Annotated in this window: 17 protein-coding genes; 7 read left to right on the top strand and 10 right to left on the bottom strand. The window is 61.0% G+C overall.

Annotated elements, in window-relative coordinates; translation table 11 throughout:
- Window positions 1-162: 162 nt before the first annotated feature.
- Complete coding sequence (locus AC3ISR_RS20295; RefSeq protein WP_305391324.1) at window positions 163-1,461, top strand: mechanosensitive ion channel family protein; 1,299 nt, start codon at window positions 163-165, stop codon at window positions 1,459-1,461.
- Window positions 1,462-1,594: 133 nt separating this feature from the next.
- On the opposite strand, the gene AC3ISR_RS20300 is transcribed toward AC3ISR_RS20295, so the two are convergent.
- The 5 genes from AC3ISR_RS20300 to AC3ISR_RS20320 form a co-directional block, all read right to left on the bottom strand.
- Complete coding sequence (locus AC3ISR_RS20300) at window positions 1,595-2,848, bottom strand: hypothetical protein (RefSeq protein WP_463984067.1); 1,254 nt, start codon at window positions 2,846-2,848, stop codon at window positions 1,595-1,597.
- Between the two features lies 1 nt (window position 2,849).
- Complete coding sequence (locus AC3ISR_RS20305) at window positions 2,850-4,103, bottom strand: trypsin-like serine protease (RefSeq protein ID WP_463984066.1); 1,254 nt, start codon at window positions 4,101-4,103, stop codon at window positions 2,850-2,852.
- Window positions 4,104-4,315: 212 nt separating this feature from the next.
- Window positions 4,316-5,182 carry a carboxylate/amino acid/amine transporter gene (locus tag AC3ISR_RS20310; protein WP_463984065.1) on the bottom strand — a complete coding sequence of 289 codons (867 nt, stop codon included), beginning with the start codon at window positions 5,180-5,182 and terminating at the stop codon, window positions 4,316-4,318.
- A gap of 203 nt (window positions 5,183-5,385) precedes the next feature.
- Window positions 5,386-5,985 (bottom strand): FMN-dependent NADH-azoreductase, encoded by a 600-nt coding sequence (locus AC3ISR_RS20315; protein WP_192297093.1) that lies wholly within the window; start codon window positions 5,983-5,985, stop codon window positions 5,386-5,388.
- Between the two features lie 151 nt (window positions 5,986-6,136).
- Window positions 6,137-6,451, bottom strand: coding sequence for a 3-phosphoglycerate kinase (locus AC3ISR_RS20320; protein ID WP_192297094.1), 315 nt, complete (start codon window positions 6,449-6,451; stop codon window positions 6,137-6,139).
- Window positions 6,452-6,500: 49 nt separating this feature from the next.
- Here AC3ISR_RS20320 and AC3ISR_RS20325 point away from each other — a divergent pair, with 49 nt between their 5' ends.
- The 5 genes from AC3ISR_RS20325 (at window position 6,501) to aqpZ (ending at window position 11,729) form a co-directional block, all read left to right on the top strand.
- Window positions 6,501-7,424 (top strand): PA3225 family LysR-type transcriptional regulator, encoded by a 924-nt coding sequence (locus tag AC3ISR_RS20325; RefSeq protein WP_192297095.1) that lies wholly within the window; start codon window positions 6,501-6,503, stop codon window positions 7,422-7,424.
- A 14-nt stretch (window positions 7,425-7,438) separates the two neighbouring features.
- Entirely contained in the window at window positions 7,439-8,242 is an 804-nt protein-coding gene (locus tag AC3ISR_RS20330) for an alpha/beta fold hydrolase (RefSeq protein ID WP_192297096.1), read from the top strand.
- Window positions 8,243-8,245: 3 nt separating this feature from the next.
- Window positions 8,246-8,809 (top strand): peptidylprolyl isomerase, encoded by a 564-nt coding sequence (locus AC3ISR_RS20335; RefSeq protein ID WP_226454944.1) that lies wholly within the window; start codon window positions 8,246-8,248, stop codon window positions 8,807-8,809.
- 82 nt (window positions 8,810-8,891) lie between these two features.
- Window positions 8,892-10,724: an ABC transporter ATP-binding protein gene (locus tag AC3ISR_RS20340; RefSeq protein WP_192297098.1), complete on the top strand. Its 1,833-nt coding sequence runs from the start codon at window positions 8,892-8,894 to the stop codon at window positions 10,722-10,724.
- A gap of 303 nt (window positions 10,725-11,027) precedes the next feature.
- Window positions 11,028-11,729: an aquaporin Z gene (gene aqpZ, locus AC3ISR_RS20345; RefSeq protein WP_463984064.1), complete on the top strand. Its 702-nt coding sequence runs from the start codon at window positions 11,028-11,030 to the stop codon at window positions 11,727-11,729.
- A 187-nt stretch (window positions 11,730-11,916) separates the two neighbouring features.
- Here the strand turns inward: aqpZ and AC3ISR_RS20350 are convergent, their stop codons facing one another.
- Window positions 11,917-13,041 (bottom strand): GNAT family N-acetyltransferase, encoded by a 1,125-nt coding sequence (locus AC3ISR_RS20350; protein ID WP_192297100.1) that lies wholly within the window; start codon window positions 13,039-13,041, stop codon window positions 11,917-11,919.
- A 283-nt stretch (window positions 13,042-13,324) separates the two neighbouring features.
- Here AC3ISR_RS20350 and AC3ISR_RS20355 point away from each other — a divergent pair, with 283 nt between their 5' ends.
- Entirely contained in the window at window positions 13,325-14,647 is a 1,323-nt protein-coding gene (locus tag AC3ISR_RS20355) for a putative porin (protein WP_192297101.1), read from the top strand.
- Window positions 14,648-14,754: 107 nt separating this feature from the next.
- Here AC3ISR_RS20355 and AC3ISR_RS20360 read toward each other — a convergent pair whose 3' ends face one another.
- From AC3ISR_RS20360 to hrpA, 4 genes are all read right to left on the bottom strand, one after another.
- On the bottom strand, window positions 14,755-15,000 hold the full coding sequence (locus AC3ISR_RS20360; protein ID WP_192297102.1) for an anti-sigma factor family protein: 246 nt from the start codon (window positions 14,998-15,000) through the stop codon (window positions 14,755-14,757).
- Entirely contained in the window at window positions 14,994-15,608 is a 615-nt protein-coding gene (locus AC3ISR_RS20365; protein WP_192297103.1) for an RNA polymerase sigma factor, read from the bottom strand. Before AC3ISR_RS20365 ends, AC3ISR_RS20360 begins: the two co-directional genes overlap by 7 nt.
- Before the next feature lie 79 nt (window positions 15,609-15,687).
- Window positions 15,688-16,809 carry a beta-ketoacyl-ACP synthase III gene (locus AC3ISR_RS20370; RefSeq protein WP_192297104.1) on the bottom strand — a complete coding sequence of 374 codons (1,122 nt, stop codon included), beginning with the start codon at window positions 16,807-16,809 and terminating at the stop codon, window positions 15,688-15,690.
- A 255-nt stretch (window positions 16,810-17,064) separates the two neighbouring features.
- Complete coding sequence (gene hrpA / locus AC3ISR_RS20375) at window positions 17,065-20,976, bottom strand: ATP-dependent RNA helicase HrpA (protein ID WP_305391330.1); 3,912 nt, start codon at window positions 20,974-20,976, stop codon at window positions 17,065-17,067.
- Window positions 20,977-21,214: the final 238 nt, after the last annotated feature.

Below are 21,214 nucleotides of genomic sequence, written 5' to 3' on the forward strand. Positions count from 1 at the left end.
GCTGCATAGGGTAACGGTTTCGGGCGTCCAAACCGAGTTTCTTTACGCGAACGGTGCTAATCAGCCACTTTTTTGTCAGGACTTTTGTCCGTGACGCCAACTTTGTAGCACTTCAATGCTCTAATCGCCCCGTCTTGTCCCACAGAAGAATCGGTTTCACCCATGGATATAAAACAGCTCTGGCTCAACGTCCAAGACCTTTGGGGCGCCCTCGATGAACACCCGTTGCTGCACGCCAGCCTCGGCCTTCTGGTGTTGCTGGTGGTGGCGCTCTTGCTCGGACGGATGGCGCGCTACCTGATCCTGCACACCATCAAGTTGCTTGGCCGGCAACCGGCCCTGCACTGGCTCAATGACCTGCGACACAACAAAGTCTTCCACCGCCTGGCGCAGATGACGCCATCACTGGTGATCCAGTTCGGCCTGTATCTGGTGCCGGACCTGAGCAAGACCGCGATCCTGTTCATCGGCAACGTGGCCCTGGCGATCAGCATCCTGTTCCTGACGCTGGCCATGAGCGCCCTGCTCAACGCCCTGCTGGACATCTACGCGCGCACCGAACATGCGCGCACCCGCTCGATCAAGGGCTACGTGCAACTGGCGAAAATGGTTCTGTATGTGTTTGGCGCGATCATCATCGTCGCCACCCTGATCGACCGTTCGCCGCTATTGCTGCTGTCGGGCCTGGGTGCGATGTCGGCGGTGATCCTGTTGGTGTACAAGGACACCCTGCTGTCGTTCGTCGCCAGCGTGCAACTGACCAGCAACGACATGCTGCGGGTCGGCGACTGGATCGAAATGCCTCAGGTCGGCGCCGATGGCGATGTGGTGGACATCACCCTGCACACGGTCAAGGTGCAGAACTTCGACAAGACCATCGTCTCCATCCCCACCTGGCGCCTGATGTCCGAGTCGTTCAAGAACTGGCGCGGCATGCAGGCCTCGGGCGGGCGACGGATCAAGCGCAGCCTGTTTATCGACGCCAGTGGCGTGCGCTTCCTGCGCGACGATGAAGAGGTACGCATGACCCAGGTGCACCTGCTCACCGACTACATCGGGCGCAAGCAGGCCGAGCTCAAGGCGTGGAACGAAGCCCAGGGCCACAGTGCGCAACTGTCGGCCAACCGGCGGCGCATGACCAACCTCGGCACCTTTCGCGCCTACGCCCTGGCCTATCTGAAAAGCCACCCGGACATCCAGCCGAACATGACCTGCATGGTGCGCCAGATGCAAACCACCGCCCAGGGTGTGCCGCTGGAGATCTACTGCTTCACGCGCACCACGGCGTGGGCGGATTACGAGCGGATCCAGGGGGACATTTTTGACTATCTGCTGGCAGTGTTGCCGGAGTTTGGCTTGAGCCTGTATCAGCAGCCGAGTGGCAATGACTTGCGCGCTGGGATGCTGCCGGCCCTGCTCGGTGCCAGTCATTTACCACCGTTGGAAAACAAATCTGCCTAGCACCACCAACCATTTGTGGGAGCGGGCTTGCCCGCGATAGCGGTGTATCAGTCGAAAGATTCACAAACTGACACTCGCCCATCGCGGGCGAGCCCGCTCCCACAGGGTCAGTGGTGGATTTGCCAGCGCAGGTTCACCGCGACGCGCACAGCGCCTTGATCTGATGCTTGGGCGCTTGATCACGCAGGCACACTGCGCCCTTCAGGCCGGCTTTTTCCCAGGCCTGGGTGGCAGCGGAGCCTGCCAGTTTGGCGTCGTCGCAGCCAATGGCAAAAGCGCTCAAGGCGCGCTGGCGCTCCTCATAGTTCGCATACGCATTGCGCGAAAGCTCCTCTGCCGACTCAGAGAGCTTTTCCACCTGAGTCGAAAAGGCCGAGCACGACTCATGTGCGCTTTTACGCAGCGTTGCCGCGGCCACTTCTTCAGCATTGGCGGCAGCGGCCTTCGCCACGGGGTCGACTTGTGCGCGCAACCAGTCGGTGGCGGGCTGTTTTTGCGTCGCGACAAAATCAGCGATGGTTTGCAACCAAACCGTTGGGTGTGGGGTTTCAGCGACTGTCACGCTCAAGTTCACAGGGCCGGCATAGCTTTCACCCTTTTCCCCTTCCTGGGCCGGCAGGTTGACCCATAGCCCACTGGCTTGCAGCGAGTTGTCAGTGCTCACGGTTTTCGGCGTAACCCCATCTCCGCCGATGAACACCTCCATGACCTTATCCCCCGTTGATTGAGTCGACATGCCGGGCTTGGAGGCCGAGACCAGGATTGAAAAGCCCTTGACCTTATCTTCGTTCATGGTGGTCACGGGCTTGGGGTAATAAATCTTGTAGACCTGTGGGATGACCGTCGAGGCCGGGCCGCCTTTGGGCACTTTAAATGAGATCTGTGCGAAGAACGTCGGCGTGCCCAGGCTCCATTCCTTCCACTTATCCACCATTTCTGTCGCCACGCCGCTCTTGCAGTTGACAGGGTTGTACCAGTTGCCCTGACTCTCACCTGCTGTTTGCGGGCAGAACTCACCTTTCTTCACACGTGGCGCCACGACGACATACAGACAACCCCGCATCCTCACCGTCTCTCCCTGCACGCCGAACAGATAGTCCGGGTTTTGCCCGATGATCGTCACCGTCTCTCTATCGGCCTTTGCCGCTTGCGCCACCGCATCGGTCAGGTAGCCCACGACCCATTCACTGACTTTGTCCACGCCGAACGTCAATGCCTTGACCCCCAATGCACTCTCGCTCACCCCGCCGGATGCACTGCACGCACTGTTGCTGAAAAACGCCCTGGCAATGACGGGCCCTTGTTCAGAGTCTCGGGGTTTGACATCAAAGTATCCGCACCCAGCAGCCAGGCAACTCAAGAACACAATCCAGATTGTCTTTAGCATTTTAGAAACCTCCATTTTTTCCAACGTTGAATGCCGAATACATCGAGCCATCAAAGCTCCCGCTGGATTCAGCACAGGCCGGCCAACCTTCATCTTCGTCAAAACCCGGGGTTCCAGAATGGACGCCTACATACTCGATAACGGCGCCTTGCCCGTTGGCTTTTTCATAAGCGGAGAGAATCATCGGGCTACCGCTGAAACCCTTGGATGTCTGGCACGTGTGGTAGATACAGGCCGGGCCGACGGCCTGCACCCTGCACTGTGCGGCATCGGCGGCACTCCAACGGAAAGCGTCTAGCCAGCTGGGGCGAGCCGTGCCCGTAACCACGCTGCGCGAGGGCTCAAGCATGTCCAACGCTTCATCGAGCAGCGCAAAGGGGCCACCGATCCATAACAGCTGTTCTGCTTGCGGCGTCTTGTATAAGGCTTCAGGCAGTGCTTCGGCGCCAGGCTCTCGTAATGTCAGGGCTGGGACACGTACCGGGTCCTGGTCGATGTCAAAGCGCTTGAACACTTGCAACCGCTCTATATCCGCGTTCGAAACCACTACCCTGCGCTTGAGATCCACACTTTGAATGGTGATAGTCGAGGGCAATGCAGAGCGGAACTCGTCGCGTACCTTTCCATCCGTTTGCCGGATAAAGCAGTGGCGCGCCGTCATCAATGTGCGCTCGTCCAGAAGCATCCCAGTACAAAACGCACGCCCCTGATAAGCCATTACCACCACTGAACGCTTGGGGATTTCAGGGTTGGGCACATTCGGCGCGCTGCCGGAATCGTCCAGGCAACCGCGGTCCAACGCCACCAGGGTGACCGCATATTTGCGGTCCCGTGGCAGTGGCACCAGGCCACGCAGTTCGCCGACCGAGTTGCCACAGCCCATCACTCTGCCTCGGTTGATCGGCTGGTGCTGAGGGGCTCCGTTCACAATCGGTGACCCGATGGGATCTGGTTCTATGGTTTGCTGGTTTTCACCGCCACCGCGTTTCAGCCTCACCGCTGCCTGGTTTTCCAATGCCGCGCTTCCCATCCGCGCAGCGTTTGATAACCAAGCCGCGGCGTCCTGATGCGCTTGAAAGCTGTTGAACGAGTCAACCAGGCGATCCTTCGCAAATTCCCTCTCGACCCCACCCTCGTCCTGTGCCAAAGCAGGCGCCGCAAAGGTCAGGAAAAAAGACAAGACGAGCAGAACAGCTGAAGCACTGCCGATGGAAGCAGCGCTGAGGGCGCGCAAACGTGAGAAACAAGCAGCCATTATGTACACCTTTCATCTCAAGGATAAAAAAGGCCTCAGGCGCTCAATCACGCTGATACGACAAGTACTTCAAAGAAGGGACCGACCCGCCGGGTCGGCTTCTCAAACCTTACTCACGGTGATGATCCGTTGGGTTGGATACCTACACCGGTGAGCTTAGCCAGCATTGCGCTGGCGTCCATCGGGAAGCGAAAAATATCAATCCCCCCAACTCAAACCGAAGATACGCGGCGCTCAACCCCCAACCGACTGATCCACACCGCCGCCAAAATCACCAACCCGCCCAACGCCAAGCGCCCCAACGGTTCATGCTGGTTCCAGATCAGCAAATTCAGCAGCAACCCCACCGGCACATGCAGGTTGTTCATCACCGCCAGCGTGCCGCCCTGCACCAGGCAGGCGCCCTTGTTCCACCAGTACATGCCCAGTGCCGTACTGACCAACCCCAGGAATACCAGCACGCCCCATTGCAACGGTGCATCGGGCAGGAAGTTGGCCTTGCCGAACAGCAGGAACGCCGGCAACACCACCAGCAAAGCGCCCACATAGAAGAAACCGAAACGCCGGTAATGCGGCAGGTCGCTCGGGTAGCGCTGGACCAGATGCTTGTACATCACCTGCCCGGCGGCATAGGTGAAGTTGGCCAGTTGCAGCAGCAGGAAGCCACCCAGGAAGTGCGGGGTGATCTGGTCGAAGCGAATCACCGCCGCGCCCGCCACCGCCACCAGTGCGGCGACCAGCGCCCAGGGGTTGAAGCGGCGGTTGAGGGCGTCTTCGATCAGGGTCACATGCAACGGCGTGAGGATGGTGAACAGCAGCACCTCCGGCACCGTGAGCACGCGAAAGCTCAGGTACAGGCACACGTAGGTCACGCCAAATTGCAGCGCGCCAATCACCAGCATGCCGCGCATGAAGGCCGGTTCCACCGAACGCCAGCGGGTCAGCGGGATAAACACCAGGCCGGCCAGCAACACGCGCACCAGCACGGCGAAGTAGCTGTCGACGTGACCGGCGAGGTACTCGCCGATCAAGCTGAAGGAAAATGCCTGAATCAGGGTGACAACCAGTAGATAGCCCATGCGCGCCTCGCTTCGAATGGGCGGGACATTAAAGGTTTTCGGCGCTTGACGAAACTCAGGGCAAAAAAAACCCGACCTCGCTAAAGCGGCAGTCGGGCAGGAGCACTCAGGAGCAAAAAGTGCAAAGGGAGGTTCATTACGCGTACTTGAAGGGTTTGCGTGGCACTAGATAAACACCGCGCGATTATCTGACGATTAAAGGATCAGGCGACCTGTGCCAACAGCGCCTTGGCGTGGTTGATGCCCTTTTCCTGGAAGTCACCGCTCAGGTTCACGCCTTCGGCATGAATGAAAGTCACGTCGTGGATGCCGATAAAGCCCATGACCTGGCGCAGGTACGGTTCCTGGTGATCCGACGTGGCGCCGGTGTGGATGCCGCCGCGGGCGGTCAACACGATGGCGCGCTTGCCAATGAGCAAGCCCTGCGGGCCGGTGGCGGTGTATTTGAACGTCACACCGGCGCGCAGCACGTGGTCCAGCCAGGCCTTGAGGGTGCTGGGGATGGCGAAGTTGTACATCGGCGCGGCCATCACCAGCACGTCGGCGGCGAGCAACTCATCGGTCAATGCGTTGGAGCGGTCGAGGCTGGCTTGTTCGCTGGCGCTACGCTGATCTGCAGGTTTCATCCAACCGCCCAGCAGGTCGGCATCCAGGTGTGGCAACGGGTTGAGGGCCACGTCACGGACGGTGATCCGGTCCGCCGGGTGGGCGGCCTGCCATTGGCTGATGAACTGCTGGGTCAGCTGGCGGGAGATCGAGCCTTGCTGGCGGGCGCTGCTTTCGATGATCAGAACGTTGGACATGGCTGCGTAGGCTCCATCTGTAAATGCTGTAAGTCGATGGAGTGGAGATTAAACAGAGCCAATTCGATAAAAAAGCGCAAAAAACTGCTATAACCCATCTATAAATTTGTTTATAAGCGGAGTATTCCTCTGGAGATGCTCCGCTGTCGGGTTATTTCGGGCTGCAAGCCAGGGCAATGCGCATCTTGATGATGGCGCGGTTGAACTTGACGGTGGTGTTGGTGCTTTTACCTGCCGGCACCGTGACCTTGCGATTGCGCGGCGCTTCCGGGCCGTTGGTGAAGGTTACCGAACACACTGCATCGTTGGTGCCGTAGTTATTCAGGCGGATCGAACTGATGTCACCGTCCACATCGGAGGCGGTGTAATCAATGCTCACGCCGTCGATCTTTTTCGTCACGTCGATGGAATAGGCAAACGCGCTCAGCGGCAGCAGCGCCAGCAACACACAACAGAATTTTCTCATTCGGTGGTCTCCAATAAGGACCGCCAGCTTAGGACAAGAGGAACCCATCTTGAAAGCGCCCCGCGTTACCCTCGATCAATGGCGCACGCTGCAGGCCGTGGTCGACCACGGCGGCTTCGCCCAGGCGGCTGAAGCGCTGCACCGTTCGCAGTCCTCGGTGAGCTACACCGTGGCCCGCATGCAAGATCAGCTTGGCGTGCCGCTGTTGCGCATCGACGGGCGCAAGGCCGTGCTCACCGACGCCGGCGAAGTGCTGTTACGCCGCTCGCGGCAACTGGTGAAGAATGCCAGCCAGCTGGAAGACCTCGCACACCATATGGAACAGGGCTGGGAAGCCGAAGTGCGCCTGGTGGTGGACGCCGCCTACCCGAATGCACGCCTGGTGCGCGCCCTCTCGGCCTTTATGCCGCAGAGCCGTGGCTGCCGCGTGCGCCTGCGCGAGGAGGTGCTGTCCGGCGTGGAAGAGTTGTTGATCGAAGGCGTGGCTGACCTGGCGATCTGCGGTTTCAGTATCCCCGGTTACCTGGGCACGGAAATGAGCGACGTGGAATTTGTCGCCGTGGCCCACCCCGAACACGCTCTGCACCGCATGAACCGCGAACTGAGCTTCCAGGACCTGGAAAGCCAGATGCAGGTGGTGATCCGCGACTCCGGCCGCCAGCAACCGCGCGATGTAGGCTGGCTCGGCGCCGAGCAGCGCTGGACCGTCGGCAGCCTGGCCACCGCCGCATCATTCGTGGGCAGCGGCCTGGGCTTTGCCTGGTTGCCCCGGCACATGATCGAACGCGAACTCACCGAGGGCGTGCTCAAGCAGCTACCCTTGGAACAGGGCGGCAGCCGTCACCCCACGTTCTACCTCTACTCCAACAAGGACAAACCCCTGGGGCCCGCGACGCAGATCCTCGTGGAACTGCTGCGTACCTTTGACACCGCCCCGTTGGACGCGCCTTTCGCCGCCCCCCAGCAAGCCTGAAACGGAGTTCACCCATGGCCTGGTTCGACCACGAGGGATGCAGCCTGCACTACGAGGAATACGGCCACGGCACCCCACTGATCCTGATCCACGGCCTGGGCTCCAGCAGCCAGGATTGGGAACTGCAGATTCCAGTGCTGGCCAGGCATTACCGCCTGATCGTGGTAGACGTGCGAGGTCATGGCCGCTCGGATAAACCCCGTGAGCGCTACAGCATCCGGGGTTTCACTGACGACCTGATTGCCTTGTTCGAGCACCTGAGCCTACCGCCGGCCCACGTGGTGGGCTTGTCCATGGGCGGCATGATCGCCTTCCAACTGGCGGTGGACGAACCGGCCCTGCTCAAGAGCCTGTGCATCGTCAACAGCGCGCCCGAAGTGAAAGTTCGCAGCGCCGACGATTACTGGCAGTGGGCCAAGCGCTGGAGCCTGGCGCGGTTGCTGAGCCTGTCCACGATCGGCAAGGCGTTGGGCGAGCGGCTGTTCCCCAAACCGGCGCAGGCCGGCCTGCGTCGCAAGATGGCCGAACGCTGGGCAAAAAACGACAAACGTGCTTATCTCGCCAGCTTCGATGCAATTGTGGGCTGGGGGGTGCAGGAACATCTTTCCCGAATTACCTGTCCTACGCTGGTCATCAGCGCCGACCACGACTACACCCCCGTGGCGCAGAAACAAAACTATGTAAAACTGCTGCCCGATGCGCGACTGGTGGTGATCGAAGATTCCCGCCATGCCACGCCGCTGGATCAACCCGAAGTCTTTAACGCTACCTTGCTCGATTTTCTAAAGACAGTCGAAACCACTACCCAGGATCACTGACCCATGCTGAAAAAAATCGCCTTCTTTGCCGGTTCCGTTCTATTCGCTGCCAACCTGATGGCGGCCGAGGCTGCCAAGGCGCCCCGCGTCGAAATCATCACCACCAACGGCAACATCGAAATCGAACTGGACCCGGTCAAGGCGCCGATCAGTACCAAGAACTTCCTGGCCTACGTGGACAAGGGTTTCTACACCAACACGATTTTCCACCGCGTGATCCCTGGTTTCATGATCCAGGGCGGCGGGTTCACCCCACAGATGTCGCAAAAGCCGACCGAAGCGCCGATCCGCAACGAAGCCAGCAACGGCCTGCATAACGTGCGCGGCACCTTGTCCATGGCCCGCACCAACGACCCGAACTCGGCCACCAGCCAGTTCTTCATCAACGTTGCCGACAATGCGTTCCTCGACCCGGGCCGTGACGCCGGTTACGCGGTGTTCGCCAAGGTGGTCAAGGGCATGGACGTGGTCGATGTCATCGTCAACTCCCAGACCACCACCAAGCAGGGCATGCAGAACGTGCCAATCGATCCTGTCCTGATCAAGTCGGCCAAGCGCATCGACTGAGGTCCGCAGGAGGTTCCGCGCGTGGCCCACAAGGCCGCGCGCGCATTTGAAAGGAGAGCCCGCCCTGCGGGCGTCATACCTAATGCTCTATCGTCGTTTTGAACAACTGATCGATATTTTCCGCGACGCGCCCAGCGACGCCCCACCCGATAAAGTCCTGCCCTTCTACCTCTATTACCTGCGCCAGGTCTGGCCGCATTTCGCCGCCTTGCTGGTGGTGGGCCTGATCGGTGCGCTGATCGAAGTCGCGCTGTTCAGCTACCTGAGCCGCATCATCGACCTGGCCCAGGGCACACCGCCCGCGAATTTCTTCCAAGTGCACAGCACCGAGCTGATCTGGATGGCCGTGGTCGCCCTGCTGCTGCGCCCGATCTTCGGCGCCCTGCATGACCTGCTGGTGCACCAGACCATCAGCCCCGGCATGACCAGCCTGATCCGCTGGCAGAACCACAGCTACGTGCTCAAGCAGAGCCTGAATTTCTTCCAGAACGACTTCGCCGGGCGCATCGCCCAGCGCATCATGCAAACCGGCAACTCCCTGCGCGACTCCGCCGTGGCCGCCGTGGACGCGATCTGGCACGTGGCGATCTACGCCATCAGTTCCCTGGTGCTGTTTGCCGAGGCCGACTGGCGCCTGATGATCCCGCTGGTGACCTGGATCATCTGCTACAGCCTGGCGCTGCGTTACTTCGTGCCACGGGTGAAGGAACGCTCGGTGATTTCCTCCGAGGCGCGCTCCAAGTTGATGGGCCGCATCGTCGACGGCTACACCAACATCACCACCTTGAAACTGTTCGCCCATACCCAATACGAGCAGCAGTACGCCAAGGAAGCGATCATCGAGCAGACCGAAAAGACCCAACTGGCCAGCCGTGTCGTCACCAGCATGGATATCGTGATCACCACCATGAACGGCCTGCTGATCGTCACCACCACCGGCCTGGCCTTGTGGTTGTGGACGCAGTCGCTGATCTCGGTGGGCGCCATCGCGCTGGCCACCGGCCTGGTGATCCGTATCGTCAACATGTCCGGTTGGATCATGTGGGTGGTCAACGGCATTTTCGAAAACATCGGCATGGTGCAGGACGGTTTGAAAACCATCGCCCAGCCGCTGGCGGTGATCGACCGCGAGAACGCCCCGCGCCTGACGGTGCCCCACGGCGAAGTGCGCTTCGAGCACGTGGATTTCCACTACGGCAAGAAGAGCGGGATCATTGGCGGGCTGAACCTGGAGATCAAGGCCGGCGAGAAAATCGGCCTGATCGGCCCGTCCGGCGCGGGCAAGTCGACCCTGGTCAACCTGCTGCTGCGCCTGTATGACCTGCAAGGCGGGCGCATCCTGATCGACGGGCAGAACATCGCCGACGTGGCCCAGGAATCCCTGCGTGCGCAGATCGGCATGATCACCCAGGACACCTCGTTGCTGCACCGTTCGATCCGCGACAACTTGCTGTACGGCAAGCCGGACGCCACCGACGAAGAACTCTGGGCGGCGGTGCACAAGGCGCGTGCCGATGAGTTCATCCCTTTGCTGTCGGACTCCGAAGGCCGCACCGGGCTGGATGCCCATGTGGGCGAACGCGGGGTGAAACTCTCCGGTGGGCAGCGCCAGCGCATCGCGATTGCCCGCGTGCTGCTCAAGGACGCGCCGATCCTGATCATGGACGAAGCGACCTCGGCACTGGACTCGGAAGTGGAAGCGGCGATCCAGGAAAGCCTGGAAACCCTGATGCAGGGCAAGACCGTGATCGCGATTGCCCACCGCCTGTCCACCATTGCGCGGATGGACCGCCTGGTGGTGCTGGAGAAAGGCCAGATCGCCGAGACGGGCAGCCATGCCGAGTTGCTGGCCCATGGCGGGCTGTATGCGCGGCTGTGGCAGCACCAGACCGGCGGCTTTGTCGGCATCGACTAATAATCTACCGCTCAAACACAGTTCAACCTGTGGGAGCGGGCTTGTGTGGGAGCGGGCTTGCTCGCGAAAGCGGTGTGTCAGTCAAAACAACTGTGACTGACACACCGCTTTCGCGAGCAAGCCCGCTCCCACATTTGATCAGTGCCAGGCGCCATGTTTCATGGGGCCCTTCCCCATTTGGGCACTGGATTTGTGCCACAACCCTGCTGTAATCAACGCAGTGCCCAGACGGGCGCTGTAGTCAATGCAGGGAGCATCACTGTTTTACAGATTCGGTAGAGCGATCTATCAAGGACGTGCTGCATGTCTTTGTTCAAACGTTCAATCACAGAGGGGTTGGGTACGTTTTGGCTGGTGTTGGGCGGTTGCGGGAGTGCGGTATTGGCCGCAGCGTTCCCGGCAGTCGGGATTGGTTTGCTGGGGGTGTCCCTGGCGTTCGGGTTGACGGTGCTGACCATGGCGTTTGCCATCGGACATATCAGCGGTTGTCACCTCAACCCAGCGGTGTCGGTGGGGCTGGTCGTGGGCGGGAGGTTTGCGGCCAGGGAGTTGCCGGCGTACATCGTCGCCCAGGTCGTCGGCGGCACGCTTGCCGCCGCATTGTTGTACTTCATTGCCAGTGGCAAACCCGGCTTCGAACTGGCCTCGGGCCTGGCGTCGAACGGTTATGGCGAGCATTCGCCCGGCGGTTATTCGATGGCGGCGGGGTTTGTGACCGAGGTGGTGATGACCGCGATGTTCGTGCTGATCATCCTCGGCGCCACCGACCACCGCGCCCCGAAGGGCCTCGCGCCAATCGCCATCGGCCTGGCCTTGACGCTGATCCACCTGATCTCCATTCCCGTGACCAACACCTCGGTCAACCCCGCTCGCAGTACGGGGCCAGCCTTGATCGTTGGCGGGTGGGCGATCCAGCAATTGTGGATGTTCTGGCTCGCGCCGATCCTCGGGGCGGTGGTGGGCGGTTTTACCTATCGCTGGCTGGGCAAGGAGGAACCGGCCTGAAGCAATGCGGTATCAGCCCTGCCGGCAATAGGCAGGGCTTTCCCGCACGGCTGTAGTGAGCGGGCTTGCCCCGCGCTGGGGGGCGAAGCCGCCCCAAATCCAGACACCGCAGTCTTGCTGATACACCGCAGCGTACCGTTTGGGGCGGCTGCGCCCCCCAGCGCGGGCAAGCCCGCTCACTACGAGGTTAGGGCTGGCGGTATGGCAATGCGGTTCGCGCCTCTTCGGCATAGGCCACGATCCCTACCCGTTCACGCTCCAGGAAATCCTCTACGGCCGTCTTCAACCCCGCGTGCCGCAAGTAATGCCACGACCGCGTGATCACCGGCTCAAACCCGCGAATCAACTTGTGCTCGCCCTGCGCGCCAGCATCGAAACGTTGCACGCCGTGGGCGATGGCGTAGTCCATGCCCTGGTAGAAACAGGTTTCGAAATGCAGGCGGTCGAATTCCGCCAGGCAGCCCCAGTAACGACCGTAGAAACTGTCGCCACCGATCAGGCTGAACGCCATGGCCACCGGCCGTGTGCCTTGTTTGGCCAGCACCACGCGAATCGCTGCGGGCATGCGTTCGGCAAGCAGGCTGAAAAACTCGCGGGTCAGGTACGGTGATTGGCGGCGCACCGCGTAGGTGTTGGCGTAGCAGGCGTAGACAAAATCCCACTGCGCCTCGCTCAGCTCATGGCCTTGCAGCCATTCGAAGTCGATGCCCTGCCCGGCCACTTGCTCACGCTCCTTGCGCATCTGTTTACGCTTGCGCGAGCTGAGGGCGTCGAGGAAGTCCTGGAAGTCGCGGTAGCCACGGTTCTGCCAGTGGAATTGACAGCCCAGGCGCTGCAGCCAGCCCGGTTGCTGCGCCAACGCCGCATCGGCCAGATCGTCGGTGAAGTTGACATGGGCGCTGGAGAGCCCTTCGATTTCCAGGTAGCCCGGCAGGCTCTTGAGCAGCTCGAAACCGTCCTCGGCACTCGCCGCCAGCAAACGTGGCCCGCTGACCGGGCTGAACGGCACGGCCGTCAGCAACTTGGGATAGTACTCGATACCGGCCCGTTCACAGGCGTCCGCCCAGCCATGGTCAAACACGTACTCGCCATAGGAGTGCCACTTGCGATAACAGGGCAGCGCCGCCACCAGCCGCTCGCCTTCCCAGTGCAGCAGATGCTCCGGTTGCCACCCCGAATGCGGGCCGACACTGCCACTGTCCTCCAGCGCACTCAGGAACGCGTGCCGCACAAACGGCTGGGCGTCCGCCACGAGTGCATCCCAGGTCTGTGGGGCGATTTCGGACAGGCTGATCAGACGTTGCAGCGGCATCGGCATCCTCATTTCTTGGGGGTGTGAAAGCCTCGCGAGTATCGCTTATCGGCGGCTTTCGCACACCCTCGAATCGCCGGACAAGGCTCTAAACCAATAGTTCCCAGCATGAATAATTTGTCATCTAGATGACATCACTTCGCCACTGCGCCGTCATAAACGATCGCGATACTGACGCCTGTTTTTAGAGCGCCTGGTGCTACCAGGCGGCATTTTTTCCGTCCGTCATTGGTCGGTTGTGTCCTGGATGGTTTGCCATCCCTCCTCACTTTCGGAGATTGATATGCGTCTTGCTTCCACTAAAACTGCGGCGATCCTGTGCGGTGGCCTGTTGCTGGCCCTGAGCGTACCGGCCAGCGCTGCAGTCGACGCTAAATTGCTCGACATGCTCAAGGCCAACGGCCAGATCACCAACGCCCAATACAGCGAACTGCAAGCTGAGCTGGCACGGGATCAGAAAGAACAGCAGATCGCACGGCAAGCTCAACAAGAGACCAACGAACAGATCGCGGCCACCGCGAAAAAAACCAACGAACTGAGCAGCTTCGACCAGAAGCTGGCCTGGGCGGCCAAGACTCAGTTCAAGGGTGACGTACGTTTCCGTCAGGAAACCGTGAAAATCCAGGGTGAATCCAACAACGGCGGCCGTGACAAGGATCGCCAGCGCATCCGTGCCCGCCTCGGCGCCTACACCGAGATCAACTCGCAAGTCGACACCGGTATCCGCATTGCCACAGGTAGCAGCGACGACGCGCGCTCCACCAACCAGGATCAGGACAACTACTTCGACAAGAAGTCGATCTGGCTGGACCTCGGCTACATCGACTACCACCCGGACCAGATCAAGAACCTGCACGTGATCGGCGGCAAGATGCTGCAACCGTGGGTCAACATGGGCGACGTGATCTGGGATAGCGACATCAACCCAGAAGGCCTGGCAGTCACCTACAAATACCCACTGGGCAGCAGCGCCGAGCTGTTCGGCAGCCTCGGCAACTACAACCTCAAGGACAACGTCGACGGCGACGGCGTGCAATTCCGCCACGACCTGCGCCTGACCTCCGGCCAGCTGGGGACGCGCTTCTCGGTCACCGACAACCTGAAAATGACCCTGGGCGGCAGCGTCTACGCCTACCAGAATGACAAGGACAGCCGGTGCACAACCACCACCACGCCTTGCGCGCTGGCGGTCAACGGTAACTCGGCCGACAACCAGTTCCGTCTGTATGAAGGTTTCGCCCAAGCCGACATCGGCGGCCTGGCAGTGCCTCTGGCGTTCTACGGCCAGTACGTGAAAAACAACGACGCCGTGACCGACCAGGACACCGCCTGGCTGATCGGCGCCAAGTCCAAGGTGTTCGGTTTCAACCTGGACTACAACTATCGCGACACTCAACGTAACGCTGTAGTGGGTGCCTTCACCGACTCGGACTTCGCCAACGGCACCACGGGTTCGCGCGGTCACAAAATGAAGGTCAGCTATGACATCGACAAGAACTTCGCACTCGGTGCCACGTACTTCCTGACCAAGGCCGACTACGCCAGCCGAACCCAGCGTGACGCCAACACCAACACCCTGCAGCTGGACGCAGAAGCCAAGTTCTAAGAGTCAGTGTTACGAGCCTTGGGCCAGGACGGCCCAAGGTGGCTGCAACAGTCTCTCGTGGTCGGATCGGTCCCCATCATCCGTCCGCTCCCGCCACGCGAGCCTGCCTACTCCCCGCCTTTCTGATCCTTGAGCCGTTCGGCAGCCAATTGCTGCGCCAAGGCATCCACATCCCCTACCGGCTCTTGCGGCAGCAGCTTCAGCGTAGCCTGCATCAAACGCATCTGGCGGATAAACCGTCGGCAGTTCGGGCAGAACATCAAGTGATGACGCACCAGCAGGCGCTCGCGAAAGGTCAATTGCCCATCAAGATAGTCACTGGACCGCGCCACTTGTTCTTTACAGGTCAGCATTCGCCCGTTTCCTCAAAATGCTCCACCGTGGCGAAGACTTTAAGCCGTGCCCGATGCAGCAGCACACGGACATTGGAGAGTGAGAGCGTCAGAAGATTACAGATCTCTTCCAACTCCAGGCCCTGGCGCTCACGCAGTACCAGCACGCTGCTCTGCAACTCCGACAGGCTCGACAAGGTGTGCTCCAGGCAGTCGCGCAGTTCGCCTTCGGTGAGCAAGGCTTCCGGGGTGTCCTGGTGCCAGGCATAGGGGGCGACGGCCCAGTGGCCATCGTCCGGGGTGAAGCGGTCATCGCCGATGGTGCCATGGGGTGACGGCAGGTCGTCGAGTAGCACTTCACGGCGGTTCTGCTTGTAGCGTCCCTTGGCGGCGTTGGCGGTGATGGTCAACAGCCAGGTCTTGAGGCTGGAGCGCCCTTCGAACCTGGACAGGTTGCGGACCACCGACAGCCAGGCGTCCTGCACGATTTCATCGGCATGGCGCTGGCCGACGATCGCATAGGCCACCGCGCGCATGGCGCTCTGGTAGGTGCTGACCAATTCCTTGTAGGCCCGCTGCTCACCCTTGAGCAGGCGTTCAAGCAGATCCGCGTCGTCGGCTGCTGCCATGGGCTACCTCAATTTCACTTTGAACATGCGATCACTGTGGAAGCCAGCTCCCACCCATTGACCGCGCACACCCCACCGATCAGCGTTTACGCAGGATCACGCTGCCGATCGAGTAGCCTGCGCCAAACGAGCTGAGCACCGCCACGGAGCCCTTGGGCAAATCGTCCTGGTAAGTATGGAACGCAATCACCGAACCCGCCGAACTGGTATTGGCGTAGGTGTCGAGGATCACCGGCGCTTCTTCCACCGTGGCTTCGCGGCCCAGCAGTTTCTTCACGATCAGGTGGTTCATGCTCAGGTTGGCCTGATGCAGCCAGAAACGCTTCACATCGGCGACGTTCAACTGGTTTTCCGCCAGGTGCACACCAATCAGCTCGGCCACCATCGGGCACACATCACGGAAGACCTTGCGGCCTTCCTGCACGAACAGTTTGTCGGGCGCGCCGATGCCCTCTTCCGCCGCGCGGTTGAGGAAGCCGAAGTTGTTGCGGATGTTATTGGAGAACTTGGTCAGCAGCTTGGTGCTGACCACGTCGAACTGGTGCTCGGAGGTCGCCAGGTCGGCACGTTCGAGGACGACGGCGGTGGCCGCATCACCAAAGATGAAGTGGCTGTCGCGGTCACGGAAATTCAAGTGACCGGTGCAGACTTCCGGGTTGACCATCAGGATCGCCCGGGCCTGGCCCAGTTGGATGCTGTTGGCAGCGTTCTGGATGCCGAACGTGGCCGAGGAGCACGCCACGTTCATGTCAAAGCCGAAACCTTCGATACCCAGGGCTTCCTGGACTTCAATGGCAATGGCCGGATAGGCGCGTTGCAGGTTGGAACAGGCGACGATCACGCCGTCGATGTCAGCGGCAGTCTTGCCGGCACGCTGCAGGGCTTGTTCGGCGGCGCCGATGGCCATCTGGCAGAGCACCGACCATTCGTCGTTACTGCGCTCGGGCAGGCGCGGGGTCATGCGCTGCGGGTCGAGAATGCCTTCCTTGTCCATCACGAAACGGCTCTTGATGCCCGAGGCTTTTTCGATGAAGGCTGCACTGGACTCGGTCAGCGCCTGAACTTCACCGCGCTCGATGGCGGCGGCGTTGTCGGTGTTGAAGTGCTGGACGTAGGTATTGAAAGACTGCACCAGCTCTTCGTTGGAGATGCTGTTGGCCGGGGTGTACAGGCCAGTGCCGCTGATGACGACGTTATGCACGGTCGTTCCTCTAAATCTGTCAGGCAGGGAATGTTGGTACCTTCGTACCAAACTGTAAGTAGTCCGAATCCGCCCAGCGGACATCAAACTGGCATCGCTTTATTCCATCGCGCCGTGGCTGCAACCGCCAGCCTGTAACGACGATCCCGGCATTTATAGGCGCGAAGTTTGCCACAACCCTCGGAGTTTGGCGCTATCTGCGCACAAACACCGTTTTCCCTTGGAATGCTCCCACAGGGGGGGTTGTGTTGGCTTTCAGGGCTCTACCTGGCTCCATTGCTTGCTCAGGCGCTTGTCGGAAATCGGCACCTTGGTGCCCAACTGCTGGCCAAACAACGACACCCGGTACTCTTCCAACCACCAGCGGTAGAGCTCCAGTTGAGGATCGCGCTTGCCTTCCTGGGCGTGTTTTTTCAGGCGATTCTCGTACTGCGCCCACAAACCGGCCAACTCGCCACTCCAGACCCGATCCTTCTGTACCTGGCTCGGCAGTTTCTCCAGGCGCAGCTCGATGGCCTTGAGATAGCGTGGCAGTTCCTTGAACCACTGCGCCGGGGTTTCCCGTACAAAACCGGGATACACCAGGTTGCCCAGTTGCTGCTTGATGTCATTCAGGGCCACGGCCTGAGCCAGGTCGATCTTGCCTTTGAAACGTTTTTGCAGTGCGTGCCAGAGCTTCAGAACCTCCAGGGTCAAGCGTGCCAGGCGTTCGGCATGCTCGGTCCAACTGCCGCGCTTGCGCTCGGCCAAGGCGGCCAAACCCGCGCCGTCACGCGGCAGGCTGGTTTCGCCTTCGAGCACGCAGGTGTCGAGGCTGGCCAGCAGGATGTCTTCCACCAGTGCATCGATACGCCCCAGTTCGCGGTACATCAACCCCAACTCAGTCAGGCCGGGCAATTTGCCGCGCAGGAATTTGGCCGGTTCCGCCAGTTGCTGCATCAGCAAACGCTGCAAGGCGCGGCGATGTTGGAATTCAGCTTCGGCGGCCGTGGAAAAACGCCCTTCCTTGACCGTACCGTTTTCTTCCACCAGCGCCGGATAAACCGTCATCGACAGGCCGGCGATCTTTTGCTGGGTCTTCTGCGCCACCGCCGCGAACACCTTGGCCTCTACCGGCTGTTGGCTTTTCGCAGTTTGCGGCACCGCCAGCGCGGCCTGGCTGGCTTCGGCGAAGCGTGCGGTCAGCTCGGCCAGGTCGCGGCCTTCGCCGAGGAACTTGCCTTGGCCATCGACCACTTCCAGGTTCATCTTCAGATGGTTGTCCACCTGCTGCGCCGCCTCGGCCCAGGCTTCATCGCTGACGCGGGCACCGGTCATGCGCAGCAACTCACGGCCGAGCGCCTGGGGCAGCGAGCCCTGGCCGAATTCGATGCGTTGCAGCGCCGCCTTGACGAAGTCCGGCACCGGCACGAAGTTCTTGCGCAGCGCCTTTGGCAGGTTGCGCACCAGGGCGATGCATTTGGCCTCGATCAGCCCCGGCACCAGCCATTCCAGGCGTTCCGGCGGCAACGCCGGCAACAGCGGCGCGGGCACGCGCAGGGTTACGCCGTCGCGGGGGTGGTTGGGTTCGAAGTGGTAACTCAAGGCCAGGGCCAGGTCGCCCAGGTGCAGGGTGTCCGGGTAATGCGCGGCGGTGACCTCACTGGCCTCGCGGGCCAGCACGTCTTCTTCGCGCATGATCAACAGCTGCGGGTCTTTCTGGCTGTGGATCTTGTACCAGCTGTCAAACGTCGCAGTCTGGTGGATCTCTGCCGGCAAGCGCGCATCGTAGAAGGCATACAGCGTTTCCTCGTCGGCGAGGATGTCACGACGGCGCGCCTTGGCTTCCAGCTCATCGAGCTGTTCCAGCAGTTGCTGGTTGGCGGTCAGGCACTTGGCCCGCGACTGGATCTCGCCACGCACCAAGCCTTCGCGGATAAACAACTCACGGGACACCACCGGGTCAATCGGCCCGTAATGCACCGGCCGGCGCCCGACCACGATCAGCCCGAACAGGGTGATCTGCTCGAACGCCACCACCTGGCCGCGCTTTTTCTCCCAATGCGGTTCGAAGTGGTTCTTCTTGATCAGGTGCCCGGCCAGCGGCTCGATCCAGTCGGCATCGATCTTGGCAACCATGCGCGCATACAGCTTGGTGGTTTCCACCAATTCGGCGGTCATCAGCCATTGCGGGCGCTTCTTGCCGATGCCCGATGACGGGTGAATCCAGAAGCGCCGCTGGCGCGCACCGAGGTAATCGCCGTCTTCGGTTTTCTGGCCGATCTGGCTGAGCAGGCCGGACAGCACCGCCTTGTGCAGTTTGGGGAAATCCGCCGGCTCTTTATTGATCGTCAGCTGCATGTCGCGACAGATCAGGCTGAGCTGGCGGTGGGAATCGCGCCATTCGCGCAGGCGCAGGTAGTTGAGGAAGTTCTTGCGGCACCAGTTACGCAAAGGGCTGGCGGTGAGTGCCTGGCGCTGCTCTTCAAAACCGCGCCACAGATTGACCAACCCGGCGAAGTCCGAATCCGCATCTTTCCACTGGGCGTGGGCCTGGTCGGCGGCCTGTTGACGCTCCGGCGGGCGCTCGCGCGGGTCCTGGATCGACATGGCGCTGGCGACGATCAGCACTTCCTGCAAACTGCCGAGCTTGGCCGCTTCCAGCAGCATGCGGCCCATGCGCGGGTCCACCGGCAGGCGCGCCAGTTGGCGGCCCAACGGCGTGAGCTGGCTGTTGCGGTCCACCGCCGAGAGCTCTTGCAGCAGGTTGAAACCGTCGCTGATGGCCTTGCCGTCCGGCGGCTCGATAAACGGGAAGTCGGTGATTTCGCCGAGGCGCAGGTGCAGCATCTGCAGGATCACGGCGGCGAGGTTGGTACGCAGGATTTCCGGGTCGGTAAATTCCGGACGCCCGATAAAATCCTCTTCACTGTACAAGCGGATGCAGATGCCCGGCTCGACCCGGCCGCAACGACCTTTACGCTGGTTGGCGCTGGCCTGGGAAATCGCTTCGATCGGCAGACGTTGCACCTTGGCACGGTAGCTGTAGCGGCTGATGCGCGCGGTGCCGCTGTCGATCACATAACGGATGCCCGGTACGGTCAGCGAGGTTTCCGCGACGTTGGTTGCCAGCACCACACGACGGCCTGGATGGGACTGGAAAATCCGCTGCTGCTCGGCCGGTGACAGGCGCGCATACAGCGGCAGGATTTCGGTGTGCTTGAGCTGGGCCTTGCGCAGCATTTCGGCGGCATCGCGGATCTCGCGCTCACCCGGCAGGAACACCAGCACATCACCCGGGCTGCGCCGTTCGCTGCGCTCGTAGGCGGCGATTTCATCCAGGGTGGCCAGGATCGCCTGGTCAACGGTGAGGTCATCCTCGACGCGGTTGCCCTCCTCGTCCTGCTCCAGGGTCAGCGGGCGATACCAGGTGTCCACCGGGAAAGTGCGACCCGAGACTTCGACGATCGGGGCATCGTCGAAGTGCTTGGAGAAACGCTCCAGGTCAATGGTCGCCGAGGTGATGATGACCTTCAGGTCCGGGCGGCGCGGCAGCAGGGTTTTCAGGTAGCCCAGCAGGAAGTCGATGTTAAGGCTGCGTTCGTGGGCTTCGTCGACGATGATCGTGTCGTAGCGCTCGAGGTAGCGGTCGTTCTGGGTTTCTGCCAGCAGGATGCCGTCTGTCATCAGCTTGATCAGGGTGTTGGAATCGCTCTGGTCTTCAAAGCGCACCTGATAACCGACCAGCGCGCCCAATGGCGTGGCCAACTCTTCGGCGACCCGGCTGGCCACGCTGCGTGCGGCGATCCGGCGGGGCTGGGTGTGACCAATGAGACCGAACTGGCCACGACCGATTTCCAGGCAGATCTTCGGCAACTGGGTGGTCTTGCCCGAGCCGGTTTCGCCGGCAATGATCAGCACCTGATGCTGGTTCAGCGCTTCTTTGATTTCATCGCGCTTGGCCGCAATCGGCAGGCTGTCGTCATAACGAATCACCGGCAGGCTGGCGCGCCGCGCCGTGACCTGGGCACAGGACGCCTGCATGCGCACGACCCACTGCGCCAACTTGTCCTCGTCGGGCTTTTTGCGCAGCTCAAGCAACTGCCGACGCAAACGGTGGCGGTCGGCAAGCATGGCGTGGTCGAGGGTTTTGAGCAGTTGGTCGATAGTGGGCGCTTGGTCAGTCATCTGGGTGGTAAAGGTCTTCGGGATGGGGCAGGCATGACCTGCACAGCGGTGGACGGATAAGACGAGTTGGCGATTGTCGCAGATTTCGACGGTTCTGAAGACGGCCCGTCAAAAGCAACGGGACTTTCGCTCATGCCGTGGCGAAATTAACTACAGCGGATCAACACTCTCCCCCACACGTTTCTAGCGAAAATCCGATTTGTGACGGGTGACGCAAGCGCTCCAATGAGCTGGCCAG

This window comes from Pseudomonas sp. GL_117 (assembly GCF_057835125.1).